Raw genomic sequence first — 15,133 nt, forward strand, 5'->3', positions numbered from 1 at the left:
TATAATATAGAAAATCCAATTGGGCTATCGATTTTACTTACATTTTCTTGAATTCACCTTACATTTTTGTCACTTGACTTAAAAGAGGGGGAGGGTGCTATATGAAGCGTTCATTTTATTTCTTAGTTTTTATATTGTTATGCCTAGTGAGTACTGGGTGTGCAAAAGATAAAGAAGGAGAGAAATTAGAATATAACGGGAGAGCACTCGTCATTGGAGCTGTTGGTGAAAAGCCGAAAGATACGTTTAGAAATATAAAGTTTGAAAAAGTGAAGTTAGAGGAATTGGAAAAGAAAGCTAAGGAAGTGGATGGTTTTCTAATAATGAAAGATCACTTTCAAGAAGCCTCAACAGAGCAGTATAAAGATGTATTTTCATCGCTAAAGAAACCAGTATTTTTTATTGGTTTACAAGATAAATCATATTCAACTTTTATTACAAAAGGGATAGAGTATAACAGTGCACGAAAAGATGTAAATGCTATGTACGTGCAAGGTTTTGCAAATATTGGAAGTGGCGAAGGGCAACAATGGGGAGTAGGTTTATCGAATGGTGGAAATACAGAAGAAAGTATTCATAATATGTATATAGTAGTATTTCAAACCATTTCGGACTATTTAAGTCGATGATGAAGGATCCTGTAAAAGGGCTTCTTATTTTTTAAATAAAGTGAAACTTTAATCAGTGGGGGGTTTGTCCATCCCCCACTGATTATTAGCCCGCACCAATCGGGCTCTTACTGCCCGCAAATAGCGGGATAAACGTTTGTTTAAGATATATGTTCGGTATAGAAAATCATGTATTCCAAAGGTGATATAGAAAAACATGAAATTAATCAAACGTTTGTTTAAGAGGTATGTTCGGTATGGAAGAATTCATGTATTCCAAAGGCTGGGGTAGAAAAACATGAAATTAATCAAACGTTTGTTTAAGGTATATGTTCGGTATAAAAGAATCTACGTATTCCGAAGGTTGGGGTAGAAAAATATGAAATTAATCAAACGTTTGTTTAAGATATATGTTCGGCGTGGGATGAGAAAAAATTTTTAAAAAATTATATATTTATTTTTTCTTAATAAATGGCGGAAAAATAAGAAAAATTAGCAGGATTATTAAAAATTATCACGAAATAAGTAAAAGTTTAGCGAATAATCGTTTGAAATAATAAAATGTTTTCTATATGATAAAGGTAAAGGTTAGTAAAAAAGTAGGTGAATTTATGACAGTAACATTTTATTCATATCCAAAATGTGGCACATGTCAAAAAGCAAAGAAATGGTTTGAGGCAAACGATGTAGCATATGAGATGATTCATATTGTTGAAAATCCACCGTCAAAAGAAGATTTACGTAATTTACATGAGAAAAGTGAATTACCATTAAAAAAATTCTTTAATACAAGTGGAATGCGTTACCGCGAACTTGGTTTAAAAGATAAGTTAAAGGATGCAAGCGAAGACGAAATGTATGAGCTTTTAGCATCTGATGGCATGTTGATTAAACGTCCAATTGTAACAGATGGAACGAGTGTAACACTTGGTTTTAACGAAGAGCAGTTTGAAAGTGTGTGGAAAAAGTACCAATAAGGTATTTTTACATAATTAATACATTCACTGGAGGTACAGTCATGAGCATTCCAAATAATTTACGTTACTCTGAAGAACACGAATGGGTAAAAACAGAAGGTAATGCGGTTGTTATCGGTATTACTCATTTTGCGCAAGGTGAGTTAGGCGATATCGTATTCGTTGAACTTCCTGAAGTAGGTGCAACAATCCAAGCTGACGAGCCATTCGGAAGCGTAGAATCTGTTAAAACAGTTTCTGAATTATACGCACCTGTAAGTGGTAAAGTTGTAGCAGTAAACGAAGAATTAAGTGACCAACCAGAACTAGTTAACGAATCTCCATACGAGGGTGCATGGATGGTTAAAGTTGAACTTTCTGATGCAAGCCAAGTTGAGAAGTTATTAACTGCAGAAAAATATGCAGAAATGACAAACCAAGACTAATTATAGTCGACTAAAGGACAGCCTTTGTGCTGTCCTTTTTTATGTTGTGTACATAATGAATTTAAAAACATATATATTAATTATTATATAGGAGAACGTTTTTGAAAAACTTTTTTCATGGAGGCTTCATGCTGAGCGAGCCGCTTGCGCTTTTCATTATGATCCAGCTCCAGCGGCTAGAACAGTCGGTCATTTCACTCCTTCACTTGAGGCAAAAGGCGCCTCTAGTTCAGGAGTTCCAAAGCCCTCTTGTTCTGAGCGAGCCGCTTCCGCTTTTCTTTGTGATCCAGCTCCAGCGGCTAGATTGTTCGGTGGCTTCGCTTCTTCCTACAAGGCAAAAAGCGCCTTTACGTCAGAAGCTCCATCCCCCTCACAATCTGAGCAAGCCGCTTCCGCTTTTCTTTTGCAAAAATAAACAGGAAACAACATGAAAATAACGAATATACTATATACTAAGTTAAAGGTTGTATAGTATATGGTGATCGGGTGATGACATATGATTTATGTGGAAAAAGTCATTATTGTAGAAGGTAAATCGGATAGAAGAAAGATTGAATCTATTATTCGTGAACCAGTGGAAATTGTTTGTACAAATGGTACAATTGGTTTGTCGAAAATGGATGAGCTCATTGATCAATTTTTTGATAAGGACGTATATGTGCTAGTGGATGCTGATGATGCAGGAGAAAAGTTAAGGAAACAATTCCGAAAAGAATTTCCGCAAGCAGAGCATATTTATATTGATCGCTCGTATCGCGAGGTAGCGACTGCACCTTCTTCACATTTAGCAAATGTATTATGGGGAGCAGACATTGACGTTTATACAGAATATTTACGGTAAGGAATGATAGAAGTGATTGATTGGACAGGTGCCGAAGCTACAGCCCTAATAGGAAATGAAGAAAAAACAGTGTTATATGTGTATACACCAATGTGTGGAACATGCCAATTGGCAAAGAAGATGTTAACGGTCGTTGAGATGACGATTGAAGATTTGAAAATTGGAATGTTAGATTTAAATTATGCCCCGTATTTAGCGAAAGAGTATGGGATAGAAAGTGTACCGTGTTTACTTATTTTTGAAAATGGGACACTGATGAAGAAGATATATGCATTTCATTCGGTTGAATATTTATATACGGAATTAAAGTAGGCGGCAAAGTTTTTGCCGCCTCGACATATTTCTTGGGAAATATGTCGACATGCGTGATAGATACAGTATTTGTCGAGCGAAAGTAACAGGATTGCCCTTTAAGAAGAGGGAATGGTATGTAATAGAAAGTGATATGAGGGATGTGGTTTAGGATGAAATTATATTCTTTGCTTCAATCATTTGTAAATTACGCTAATGGTCAATATCATTTAGAACCGCTTTTAAGGCAAGGAGAAAGAACTGTTAATTTTCGTTTTGGAGATGAATGCTGTTCGTTACAAATTTCAAGAGATTATATAGAACTTTTGAAAGAGGCGAGAGGAACGGAACAAATCGTTTGTTTAGAGGAAGAGGATGTACAAAAATTAGTGACTGGAAATATGAGGTTGCAAAAGTTAATGAGTGATGGACGGGTACAATATTCTGGAACGTATCGAACGATGTTATTAGTTGAATCGATGTTTCATATATGTAAACCGATGTCAGTCGGAGCTTAAAATTCTGAAGTTTCTTTTTTTACGAAAATTTCTGTTGACAGAGCGTGTGGATATTGATACAATTCAATTCATAAAATATAGACAATTTCATAAATTTTAAATCAGACGAAAATTTAATCTGATTTCTCTTATTAAGAGAGGTGGAGGGACTGTGCCCTGTGAAGCCCGGCAACCGTCAACTTATGTTGAAATGGTGCCAATTCCTGCAAAGCAAATGCTTTGAGAGATGAGAGAGAGGGATAATGTTGTTATATACGCATAAAAACCTTTCTGCTTCTCTAGAAGCAGAAAGGTTTTTTGTCGTTTGAATGCGGAGGACATTCAAATAATAAGAGGAGCTATAACGATGGACTACACGCATGAAAAATAAAAAATGCGGAGTCTATCCAAAGTTTTATGAAATCCAGCTCCAGCGGCTAGAACGTTCGATGGCTTCGCTTCTTCCTATGAGGCAAAAAGCGCCTCTACGTCAGAAGCTCCATCCACTTCACATTCTAAACGAGCCGCTTGCGCTTTTTAAACAAAAAAGGGGTGAGCATCATGATTTTATTAGAAAATGTAAAGAAAATATATAAGGCAAAAAGCGGTGATGTCACTGCTGTAGATAACGCCAACTTACAAATAGAGAAAGGCGAAATATTTGGTGTTATCGGATATAGTGGCGCTGGGAAAAGTTCTTTAATTAGATTGTTTAATCAGTTAGAGAAACCAACGTCTGGTCAAATTACAATCGCAAATCGTGTGATTTCAGCAATTACAGGAAGTGAACTTCGTAAGGCAAGACAAGAAATCGGAATGATTTTTCAGCACTTCAACTTACTTTGGTCACGAACTGTACGCGAAAATATCGAATTCCCACTTGAAATTTCGGGTGTGGATAAGGCGAAGAGAAGAAAACGTGTTGATGAGTTAATTCATCTCGTTGGATTAGAAGGAAAAGGAGACGCATATCCATCGCAGCTAAGTGGTGGACAAAAGCAGCGCGTCGGGATTGCAAGAGCGTTAGCAAATAATCCACAAGTACTTTTATGTGATGAAGCAACGTCAGCTCTTGATCCGGAAACGACAGATCAAATTTTAGATTTATTGTTAGATATTAATAAGCGTCTCGGCTTAACAATTGTATTGATTACGCATGAGATGCACGTTATTCGCAAAATTTGTAATCGAGTTGCTGTAATGGAGAAAGGGAAAATCGTAGAAACGGGTCCAGTACTTGACGTATTCCGTAATCCGCAGCAAGACATTACAAAACGATTTGTACAGCAGTTAACGGATTCTGAAGATACAAATGAAACGATTGAAAGTTTAATTGAAAAATACCCAGATGGAAAAGTAGTTCGCTTGCAGTTTGTCGGTGAAGCGGTAGAAAGACCAGTACTTCAAAGGTTAATGCAGCGCGGTGATATAGAAGTTAGCATTTTGCAAGGAAATATCGCGCAAACGAATAACGGATCTTACGGAAGTTTAGTCGTTCATTTAAATGGTGAAGAAACAGCGATCCAGCAAGCAATAGAAGGGATTCATCAAGATCAAGTAGAGCTGGAGGTGATTGCACATGGATAAGTTAATCGCAAATATTGATTGGAATCAAATGTTAGAAGCAACTGGTGAAACGTTATATATGACGGCAATCGCAGCGCTTGCCACATTTGTTTTAGGACTTATTTTAGGATTATTACTCTTTATGACAGCGAAAGATAATTTATGGGAAAATAAAGCGATTAATACGGTGATTGGAGCGTTCGTAAACATTTTCCGTTCTATACCGTTCATCATTTTAATTATTTTATTAATCCCATTCACAAAGATTCTTCTTGGAACAATTCTCGGAGCGAGTGCAGCGCTGCCAGCTTTAATTATTGGAGCGGCACCATTTTACGCGAGAATGGTTGAAATCGCACTTCGTGAAATTGATAAAGGTGTAATTGAAGCTTCAAAAGCGATGGGAGCAAAAACAAGCACAATTATTTTGAAGGTGTTAATTCCAGAATCGTTACCAGCGTTAGTATCTGGTATTACGGTTACGACTATTGCTTTAGTAGGCTATACAGCAATGGCAGGTGTTGTTGGTGCTGGTGGTCTTGGAACACTTGCTTATTTAGAAGGGTTCCAGCGAGGAAATAACGATGTAACAATCGTTGCGACAATTTGTGTATTACTCGTTGTATTTTTAATTCAGTGGATTGGTGATAGTTTAACGACTCGAATAGATAAAAGATAATGAAAACAGGGGGATATTTTAAATGAAAAAATTATTACTTACAGCACTTATTTCAACTTCAATTTTTGGGTTAGCTGCTTGTGGCGGGAAAGATAAAGATGAAAAAAAACTTGTTGTTGGTGCTTCTAACGTACCGCACGCTGAAATTTTAGAAAAGGCAAAACCGTTACTTGAGAAAAAAGGAATTGAGTTAGAAATTAAAAAATTCCAAGACTACGTGTTACCGAATAAATCGTTAGCAGATAAAGAATTAGATGCGAACTACTTCCAGCACATTCCGTATTTAGAAAAGGAAATTAAAGATAAAAAATATGACTTTGAAATAGCAGGAAAAGTTCATTTAGAACCGATTGGTGTGTATTCTCAAAAATATAAGAGCTTAAAAGAACTTCCAAACGGGGCGACAATTATTATGAGTAATTCTGTTACTGATCATGGTCGTGGTTTAGCAATTTTACAAAAAGAAGGCATTTTAAAAATTAAAGACGGAGTAGAGCCAGTTAAAGCAACTCCAAAAGATATTGCGGATAATCCGAAAAACTTAAAATTCAAAACAGATATCGAGCCGGGTCTATTGCCACAAGTGTATAACAATAAAGAAGGCGATGCGGTTCTAATTAATTCTAACTATGCAATTGATGCGAAATTAAACCCAGAAAAAGACGCGATTGCAATTGAAGGAAATGATTCTCCATACGCAAACGTAGTAGCTGTTCGTAAAGGCGATAAAGATAAAAAAGAGATTAAAGCTCTTATAGAAGTACTGCATTCTAAAGAAATTGAAGACTTTATTACTAAAGAATATAAAGGGGCAGTTGTTCCTGTAAAAGAATAATTGCGGAAAAAGGGCTGGTGTATGCTGGCTCTTTTTATAACTACATAACTATAGGGGAGAAGAGGGACATCATATGAAAAAGATTATATTGTCAGTTGTTACAGCACTGTCTGTATTTACATTAGCTGCTTGCGGGGGGAAAGATGAGAATAAGCTTGTCGTTGGCGCTTCTAATATACCGCACGCTGTTATTTTAGAAAAGGCACAGCCAATATTAGAGAAAAAGGGCATTAAGTTAGAGATAAAAAAATTCCAGGATTATGTTTTACCAAATAAGGCATTAGCTGATAAAGAAATCGATGCAAATTATTTTCAACATATCCCTTATTTAGATAAAGAGATTCAAGAAAAAGGATACAAAATTGTAAATGCAGGAAAAATTCATTTAGAGCCAATGGGCATTTATTCTAAGAAATATAAAAGCTTAAAAGAGCTTCCAGATGGAGGAACGGTTATTATGAGTAATAACGTAGCTGAGCGTGGTCGTATGTTAGCGTTGTTACAAAAAGGCGGCGTTATTAAATTAAAAGACGGTGTAGATGTTGTTAAAGCAACAGTAAAAGATGTTGTAGAAAATCCGAAAAATTTAAAGTTTAAAACAGATGTAGAACCTGGACTTTCACCGAAGCTGTACGAAAACAATGAAGGTGATGCTTTATTTATTAATTCAAACTACGCAATTGATGCGAAATTAAATCCAACAAAGGATGCAATCGCAATTGAAGGATCAGACTCTCCTTACGCAAATATTATCGCAGTTCGTAAAGGTGACGAGAAGAAAAAAGAAATTAAAGAGCTAGTAGAAGTGCTACATTCAAAAGAAATTCAAGATTTTATCAATAAAGAATATAAAGGTGCTGTACTTCCAGTAAATGAATAAGTGCAGGAAAGGATTGGGAAATTCCCAGTCCTTTTTTCTTTATATATATAAGAAGAAAAGTGTATCATATAAGGATGCAAGGGAAATACTTATATACATTTGTGAAAAAATTGTTACTTTTTTTTGTCGTTTGCGATATCATTTTATTTGCTATAAGATTAGAATGAGAATAAAATGAGAATATGAACGTTTTAGTAATTTTTAAAATGTATATAGAGGATTAATGGAGGTATTGAGATGGCTGGTTCTACATTAACGGTTAAAGACTTACACGTATCAATCGACGGTAAAGAAATTTTAAAAGGTGTAAACCTTGAAGTAAAAGGTGGAGAAATCCACGCAATTATGGGACCTAACGGAACAGGTAAATCAACTTTATCTTCTGCGATTATGGGTCACCCAAAGTATGAAGTAACAGAAGGTAGCATCATCATCGACGGTGAAGATGTATTAGAAATGGAAGTAGACGAGCGCGCACTAGCAGGTCTATTCTTAGCAATGCAATATCCAAGTGAAATTAGCGGAGTAACAAACGCTGACTTCTTACGTTCTGCAATTAATGCACGTCGTGAAGAAGGCGAAGAAATTTCTCTTATGAAATTTATCCGTACATTAGATAAAAACATGGAATTCCTAGAAATGGATCCAGAAATGGCACAACGTTACTTAAACGAAGGTTTCTCTGGCGGTGAGAAAAAACGTAATGAGATTCTTCAATTAATGATGATCGAGCCAAAAATTGCAATCTTAGATGAAATCGACTCAGGTCTTGATATCGATGCATTAAAAGTTGTATCTAAAGGTATTAACCAAATGCGCGGCGAAGAGTTCGGCTGCCTAATGATTACGCATTACCAACGTTTATTAAACTACATCACTCCAGACTTCGTTCACGTTATGATGAACGGTCGTATCGTTAAATCTGGTGGCCCTGAGCTTGCACAACGTCTAGAAGCTGAAGGTTACGACTGGATTAAAAAAGAATTAGGTATTGAAGACGAAACAGCAGAGCAAGAAGCGTAAGAGAGGAGCATAAACATGACAATCGGTACATTACCTTTCGATCAAGAAACAATCCGTCAGCGCGCAAGCGAAGTAAACGAAGCTGCTTGGTTGACTGAGTTCCGCTTACAAGCTCTTGCACAAGCAACTGAACTTCCAATGCCAACGCCTGATAAAACGAAAATTGAAAAATGGGACTTTATCGGAAAAGGCGACGCTGCTAAGCAAGAGCCTGTAAGTTCTTTAACAGAGCTTCCAGAAGCAGTGAAAAACTTAATCGATGAAAATAACAGCGTATTAGTACAACGTACTGGTACAACTGCTTTCGTTTCTTTAGCAGACGAAGCGAAAGAAAAAGGTGTTATTTTTACAGACATCGTAACAGCTGCAACAGAGCATGCTGAATTAGTACAAAAGTACTTAATGAAAGACGGCGTGAAAGTAGACGAGCATCGTCTAACTGCACTTCATGCTGCATTAATCAACGGCGGTGCATTCGTATATGTTCCGAAAAACGTTGTTCTTGAAACTCCACTTCAAGCTGTATTCTTAGTAGACGGCGAAGAAGCTAACGTATATAACCACGTATTATTCGTAGCTGATGCGAACAGTACTGCAACATATGTAGAAAACTACGTTGCAAATGAAAATGCTAAAGGTATTGCAAATATCGTAGCAGAAGTAATCGTGGAACAAGGCGCACAAGTGAAATTCGGTGCGGTTGATCTATTAGCAAAAGACGTAACAACTTACGTTAACCGCCGCGGTATTGTTGGACGCGACGGCCGTATTGATTGGGCTCTAGGCCTTATGAATGACGGAAATACAATCTCAGAGAACGTTACGAACTTAATGGGCGACGGATCATTTGCTGATACAAAAACAGTAACAATTGGCCGTGGTAACCAAACACAAAACTTTACAACTAAAGTTGTTCACTTCGGTAAACACTCTGAAGGTTGGATTTTAAAACACGGAGTACAAAAAGATAGTGCAACATCTATCTTTAATGGAATTGGTAAGATTGAACATGGTGCATCTAAATCAAATGCACAACAATCTTCTCGCGTTCTTATGTTAGATGAGAAAGCTCGCGGTGATGCAAACCCAATTCTTTTAATCGATGAAGATGATGTAATGGCAGGTCACGCAGCTTCAGTAGGCCGCGTAGATCCATACCAATTATACTACTTGATGAGCCGTGGTATTCCAAAACGCGAAGCAGAACGTTTAGTCATCCATGGATTCTTAGCACCTGTAGTAAATGAGCTTCCAATTGAAGGAGTAAAGGCACAGCTTGTCGAGGTAATTGAAAGGAAAGTTCGCTAATGAATATTCATGAAATACGCAAACAGTTTCCAATTCTTGATCAAAAAGTGAACGGCAAACAACTTGTATATTTCGATAGTGCAGCAACTTCTCAAAAACCAATTCAAGTCATTGAAACGTTAGAACGTTACTATAAAGAATATAATTCTAACGTGCATCGCGGTGTTCATACGCTTGGTACGAAAGCTACCGACGCGTATGAAGGTGCACGCGAGAAAGTTCGCAAGTTTATTAACGCGAAATCAATGGAAGAGATTATTTTCACGCGCGGAACGACAACTGCATTAAATACAGTAGCAGCTAGCTATGGTCTTGATAATGTAAAAGAAGGCGATGAAATCGTCATCTCTTACATGGAGCACCATAGTAACATCATTCCGTGGCAACAAGTTGCGAAGAAAACTGGTGCAACTTTAAAATACCTTCCGCTTCAACTAGACGGTACAATTTCTTTAGAAGATGTTCGTCAAACAGTTACACCGAATACAAAAATCGTTTCTATCATGCACGTTTCTAACGTACTTGGAACGATTAACCCTGTAAAAGAAATCGGAGCAATCGCACATGAAAACGGTGCAATCATGATCGTTGATGGAGCACAAAGTGCACCTCATATGAAAGTGGATGTACAAGATTTAAACTGTGATTTCTACGCATTATCTGCTCATAAGATGTGCGGACCAACAGGTGTCGGCGTATTATATGGTAAGAAAGAATTGCTAAACAATATGGAACCAATTGAATTTGGTGGTGAAATGATTGATTTCGTAGACTTACAAGAGTCTACTTGGAAAGAGCTTCCGTGGAAGTTCGAAGCAGGTACACCGATTATCGGTAATGCAATCGGACTTGGTGCGGCAATTGATTTCCTAGAAGAAATCGGTCTTCATAATATTGAAAAGCATGAACATGAATTAGCGCAATACGCTTTAGAGAGACTATCAGAAGTAGATGGCGTTACAATTTATGGTCCAAAGCATCGCGCTGGTCTAGTTACATTTAATATTGAAGACGTACATCCTCACGATGTAGCAACTGTATTAGATGTAGAAGGCATTGCGGTTCGCGCAGGACATCACTGTGCACAACCGCTTATGAAGTGGCTAAAAGCTTCTTCTACAGCACGTGCGAGCTTCTATTTATATAATACAAAAGAAGAAATTGATACATTTGTTGAATCGCTAATCAAGACAAAGGAGTATTTCACAAATGTCATTTAATAATTTAGATACGTTATATCGTCAAGTTATTATGGATCATTATAAAAATCCTCGTAACCATGGCGTGTTAGAAGATAGTGTTACCGTTAACTTGAACAATCCAACTTGCGGCGATCGTATTCAACTTACGATGAAAGTAGAAGAGGGTATTGTGCAAGAAGCGAAGTTTGAAGGCGAAGGATGTTCAATTTCAATGTCTTCAGCTTCAATGATGACACAAGCAGTAAAAGGAAAGAAAATTGAAGAGGCTCTTAAGCTTTCTAAAATTTTCTCTGACATGATGCTAGGAAAAGAGTATGATGACAGCATTGATTTAGGAGATATTGAAGCATTACAAGGCGTATGCAAGTTCCCGGCACGTATTAAATGTGCAACATTAGCGTGGAAAGCGTTAGAAAAGGGCTTAAACGAAGATAAGTAATGTTAAAGGTTCCTAAAAACGAGGTTATATAAGGAGGGACACACCAACATGGCGAAGCAACTGCCAGATATCGGCGATTATAAATATGGTTTCAAGGATAAAGACGTTTCGATTTTCCGTGCTGGACGCGGTTTAACAAAAGAAATCGTTGAAGAGATTTCACGTATGAAAGAAGAACCACAGTGGATGTTAGACTTCCGTTTAAAATCACTGGATAAGTTCTATGAAATGCCAATGCCACAATGGGGCGGCGACTTAAACGACTTAGATTTCGATGAAATTACGTACTACGTAAAACCATCTGAGAAATCTGAGAAGTCTTGGGATGAAGTACCTGAGGAAATTAAAGCGACATTTGATAAATTAGGTATTCCTGAAGCTGAGCAAAAATATTTAGCTGGTGTATCTGCACAGTACGAATCTGAAGTTGTATACCACAACATGAAAGAAGACCTAGAAGATCTAGGAGTCGTCTTCAAAGATACAGATAGCGCATTAAAAGAGAACGAAGATATTTTCCGTGAGCATTTCGGAAAAGTAATCCCACCAACAGACAACAAATTCTCTGCATTAAACTCTGCAGTTTGGTCTGGTGGATCATTCATCTACGTTCCAAAAGGTATTAAAGTTGATACACCACTTCAAGCGTATTTCCGTATTAACTCTGAAAATATGGGACAATTCGAGCGTACGCTTATCATCGTAGACGAAGGCGCACACGTACACTACGTAGAAGGTTGTACAGCACCTGTTTACACTACTAACTCACTTCATAGTGCGGTAGTAGAAATCATCATTAAGAAAGATGCATATTGCCGTTATACAACAATCCAAAACTGGGCGAACAACGTATACAACCTAGTTACAAAACGTGCGGTTTGTGAAGAAAACGCAACGATGGAATGGATTGACGGTAACATCGGATCTAAATTAACGATGAAATACCCAGCAGTTATCTTAAAAGGCGAAGGCGCTCGTGGTTTAACATTATCTATCGCGATTGCTGGTAAAGGCCAACACCAAGATGCTGGTGCGAAAATGATTCACTTAGCACCAAACACGTCTTCAACAATCGTTTCTAAATCGATTGCGAAGCATGGTGGTAAAGTAACTTACCGTGGTATCGTACAATTCGGACCAAAAGCGAAAAACTCTCGCTCTAACATCGAGTGTGACACGTTAATCATGGATAACCAATCTACATCTGATACAATTCCTTACAACGAAATCAAAAACGATTACGTTTCACTTGAGCACGAAGCGAAAGTATCTAAAGTATCAGAAGAACAATTATTCTACCTAATGAGCCGCGGTATTTCTGAGCAAGAAGCTACAGAAATGATCGTAATGGGCTTCATCGAGCCATTCACTCGCGAACTTCCAATGGAATACGCAGTTGAAATGAACCGTCTAATCAAGTTTGAGATGGAAGGTTCTATCGGTTAAATAGAAATGCGGAGCCGACTGTCCAGACCCGTTGGCTAAGGTTCTTTCGTACAGAAGATGCTTTTTATCTTCTGGTGCGGAAGGTTCTTAGACATGAGGGGCTAGGAGGCGAAGCTGGACAATATATGAAAGTGGAAGCGGCTCGTTCAGAATGTGAGGGGGATGGAGCTTCTGACGTAGAGGCGTTCTTTGCCTCACAGGAAGAAGTGAAGCCACCGAACATTCTAGCCGCTGGAACTGGATAATATATGTATGAAGAAAGCGCCCTGCACAGCAGGGCGCTTTCTTATGTTGTATATTCGGGTTCGGCTGTAAGATACCCGGGTAGGTGTTTAATGAAATATATCGACCACAACTCGGAATATATCGGCGATTATTTCAATATATCAGCGGTTGGACAAGGAATATCGATTTGTCGACAAAGTAAGACAAAGATACTGACAAATCTCCTCCCCCCACCAACTAGAATCATTTCACAAAAATTCCCCCCTCAAACTAATCAACAGACTAGAAAAAGTAATATAAAGTTTTCCATATTAAAAGGGCAATCTTTGGCTTTTTCTTATAATGCGAGTACAATGTAGAATAGCAAGAAAAGACGAAAAGTATTTACAGGATTATTGCGTACGTATAGCGTAAATGGCAGTAAGGAACTGAGAGGAGGTTTTTTCTCTGAATATAAATAAAGAAACAATCATCCACCTTTATCATACAAACGATATACATAGTCATTTTGAAAATTGGCCGCAAATTTCTCGGTTTGTACGAGGGGAGAAAAAGCGAAGACAGGAAGCGGGAGAGACTGTTTTAACTGTGGATATTGGCGATCATGTGGATCGTTTTCATAGTATTTCGGAAGCGACAAATGGAATTGGGAATACAAAATTATTAAATGAGGCGTTATATGATTATGTAACGATCGGAAATAATGAAGGAATTACATTGGCAAAAGAGCATTTGAATCGTCTATATGATGATGCTGGTTTTGAGGTGCTTGTAGCGAATTTATTTGAAAAAGAAGGTGTACGTCCGGCGTGGGCGCAGCCTTATAAATTACATACAACGACAGATGGGATTACGATTGCCTTTATTGGATTAACGGTAGCTTATCCAGAGTTTTATCATATGTTAGACTGGCATATTGAAGATCCAATCATCCATTTAGAGTCTATTTTAGAAGAAGTTAAGGATACAGCTCATATTACTGTTGTGCTTTCTCATCTTGGAAAAAGTATGGATGAGTATATGGCGGAGCATTATGATATAGATGTTATTTTAGGGGCACATACGCATCATTTATTTGAGCGCGGTGTTCTTGTGGATAATACTTTGCTTTGCTGTTGTGAAAAGTGGGGACATTACGTTGGTCACGTTCAGCTTACTGTGGATAAAGAGACGAAGAGACTGTTGAAAAAAGACGGTAGAGCGATTAAGACAGAACGGTTAGGTGCTTATAGCGAGCCGTTATCCACAATTGAAATGCTAAAGGAAGAAAGTAAACAGATAATGGCTGAGCCTGTCGTTCATTTAAAAGAATCATTGCCGGTTGATTGGTTTAAGGAGACGACGTTTTCTCATATGTTGGCAAGTGCACTTAAAGAGTGGTGTAATGCGGATGTTGGGATGGTGAATGCTGGTGTACTTCTTGAGGGATTAAATGAAGGTGTTGTGACGCGCGGAGATATTCATCGGATTTGTCCACATCCCATTAATCCATGTATGTTAAAAGTACCAGGGAAAACGTTAAGAGAAGTTATTTTGAAAGCGCGCCGCCCGAATATGGAGAATCTTGAGGTGAAAGGATTCGGATTTCGTGGAAAAGTAATGGGGAAAATGATTTACGATGGTTTGGAAGTGATTCCAGATACGATTCCAGGGAATAAAATTTTACTAGAAGATGTATTGATTAACGGCGAATCGCTGGAATTAGACCGGATATATACGGTAGGAACGATTGATATGTTTACATTCGGATACTTATACCCAGAGCTATCCACACTTTCTGACAAACAATATTATATGCCGGAATTGCTTAGAGATGTACTAACAGACATGTTGATAACTTATACATCTTCAGTCAAACTATAGGCTAGTTAACTTGTAACACTCATTTTTC

General features: G+C 37.7%; 17 protein-coding genes and 1 riboswitch. All 17 genes read left to right on the plus strand.

The window, feature by feature from the left end; all coding sequences use genetic code 11:
• Positions 1 to 101: 101 nt before the first annotated feature.
• The 17 genes from ABH959_RS09875 to ABH959_RS09955 all read left to right on the plus strand — a co-directional run bounded on the left by ABH959_RS09875 (position 102) and on the right by ABH959_RS09955 (position 15,105).
• The gene (locus tag ABH959_RS09875) at positions 102 to 629 is read left to right on the plus strand and encodes a hypothetical protein (protein WP_404492527.1); all 528 of its coding nucleotides are present in this window, start codon (positions 102 to 104) and stop codon (positions 627 to 629) included.
• A gap of 590 nt (positions 630 to 1,219) precedes the next feature.
• Positions 1,220 to 1,585: an arsenate reductase family protein gene (locus ABH959_RS09880; protein ID WP_002129756.1), complete on the plus strand. Its 366-nt coding sequence runs from the start codon at positions 1,220 to 1,222 to the stop codon at positions 1,583 to 1,585.
• A 41-nt stretch (positions 1,586 to 1,626) separates the two neighbouring features.
• Positions 1,627 to 2,010 (plus strand): glycine cleavage system protein GcvH, encoded by a 384-nt coding sequence (gene gcvH, locus ABH959_RS09885; RefSeq protein ID WP_000026895.1) that lies wholly within the window; start codon positions 1,627 to 1,629, stop codon positions 2,008 to 2,010.
• A 101-nt stretch (positions 2,011 to 2,111) separates the two neighbouring features.
• Entirely contained in the window at positions 2,112 to 2,441 is a 330-nt protein-coding gene (locus ABH959_RS09890; RefSeq protein WP_181777961.1) for a hypothetical protein, read from the plus strand.
• Positions 2,442 to 2,506: 65 nt separating this feature from the next.
• Positions 2,507 to 2,851 carry a toprim domain-containing protein gene (locus ABH959_RS09895; RefSeq protein WP_000640865.1) on the plus strand — a complete coding sequence of 115 codons (345 nt, stop codon included), beginning with the start codon at positions 2,507 to 2,509 and terminating at the stop codon, positions 2,849 to 2,851.
• A gap of 3 nt (positions 2,852 to 2,854) precedes the next feature.
• Positions 2,855 to 3,163, plus strand: coding sequence for a thioredoxin family protein (locus ABH959_RS09900; protein WP_181777960.1), 309 nt, complete (start codon positions 2,855 to 2,857; stop codon positions 3,161 to 3,163).
• Between the two features lie 152 nt (positions 3,164 to 3,315).
• Positions 3,316 to 3,660, plus strand: coding sequence for a hypothetical protein (locus tag ABH959_RS09905; protein WP_002015939.1), 345 nt, complete (start codon positions 3,316 to 3,318; stop codon positions 3,658 to 3,660).
• Positions 3,661 to 3,785: 125 nt separating this feature from the next.
• Positions 3,786 to 3,893, plus strand: a riboswitch (SAM riboswitch).
• A gap of 307 nt (positions 3,894 to 4,200) precedes the next feature.
• The gene (locus ABH959_RS09910) at positions 4,201 to 5,226 is read left to right on the plus strand and encodes a methionine ABC transporter ATP-binding protein (RefSeq protein WP_113938386.1); all 1,026 of its coding nucleotides are present in this window, start codon (positions 4,201 to 4,203) and stop codon (positions 5,224 to 5,226) included.
• The gene (locus ABH959_RS09915; RefSeq protein ID WP_002129754.1) at positions 5,219 to 5,884 is read left to right on the plus strand and encodes a methionine ABC transporter permease; all 666 of its coding nucleotides are present in this window, start codon (positions 5,219 to 5,221) and stop codon (positions 5,882 to 5,884) included. Before ABH959_RS09910 ends, ABH959_RS09915 begins: the two co-directional genes overlap by 8 nt.
• Positions 5,885 to 5,906: 22 nt before the next feature.
• A complete protein-coding gene (gene metQ, locus ABH959_RS09920; protein WP_219301037.1) occupies positions 5,907 to 6,719 on the plus strand; it encodes a methionine ABC transporter substrate-binding lipoprotein MetQ in 813 nt (270 codons plus the stop codon).
• Between the two features lie 73 nt (positions 6,720 to 6,792).
• Positions 6,793 to 7,599: a methionine ABC transporter substrate-binding lipoprotein MetQ gene (metQ, locus tag ABH959_RS09925; RefSeq protein WP_085312709.1), complete on the plus strand. Its 807-nt coding sequence runs from the start codon at positions 6,793 to 6,795 to the stop codon at positions 7,597 to 7,599.
• 237 nt (positions 7,600 to 7,836) lie between these two features.
• The gene (gene sufC / locus ABH959_RS09930; RefSeq protein WP_002015933.1) at positions 7,837 to 8,622 is read left to right on the plus strand and encodes a Fe-S cluster assembly ATPase SufC; all 786 of its coding nucleotides are present in this window, start codon (positions 7,837 to 7,839) and stop codon (positions 8,620 to 8,622) included.
• A 15-nt stretch (positions 8,623 to 8,637) separates the two neighbouring features.
• Positions 8,638 to 9,930 (plus strand): Fe-S cluster assembly protein SufD, encoded by a 1,293-nt coding sequence (sufD, locus tag ABH959_RS09935; protein WP_002015931.1) that lies wholly within the window; start codon positions 8,638 to 8,640, stop codon positions 9,928 to 9,930.
• The gene (gene sufS, locus ABH959_RS09940; protein WP_002015930.1) at positions 9,930 to 11,150 is read left to right on the plus strand and encodes a cysteine desulfurase SufS; all 1,221 of its coding nucleotides are present in this window, start codon (positions 9,930 to 9,932) and stop codon (positions 11,148 to 11,150) included. The genes sufD and sufS overlap by 1 nt, the downstream gene beginning before the upstream one ends.
• Entirely contained in the window at positions 11,140 to 11,571 is a 432-nt protein-coding gene (sufU, locus tag ABH959_RS09945; RefSeq protein ID WP_002089369.1) for a Fe-S cluster assembly sulfur transfer protein SufU, read from the plus strand. The genes sufS and sufU overlap by 11 nt, the downstream gene beginning before the upstream one ends.
• 48 nt (positions 11,572 to 11,619) lie before the next feature.
• Positions 11,620 to 13,017: a Fe-S cluster assembly protein SufB gene (gene sufB, locus ABH959_RS09950; protein WP_002015928.1), complete on the plus strand. Its 1,398-nt coding sequence runs from the start codon at positions 11,620 to 11,622 to the stop codon at positions 13,015 to 13,017.
• Between the two features lie 696 nt (positions 13,018 to 13,713).
• Positions 13,714 to 15,105 (plus strand): bifunctional metallophosphatase/5'-nucleotidase, encoded by a 1,392-nt coding sequence (locus ABH959_RS09955; RefSeq protein ID WP_113938384.1) that lies wholly within the window; start codon positions 13,714 to 13,716, stop codon positions 15,103 to 15,105.
• Positions 15,106 to 15,133: the final 28 nt, after the last annotated feature.

Source organism: Bacillus sp. RC51 (assembly GCF_044908115.1).
Lineage (GTDB): Bacteria > Bacillota > Bacilli > Bacillales > Bacillaceae_G > Bacillus_A > Bacillus_A mycoides.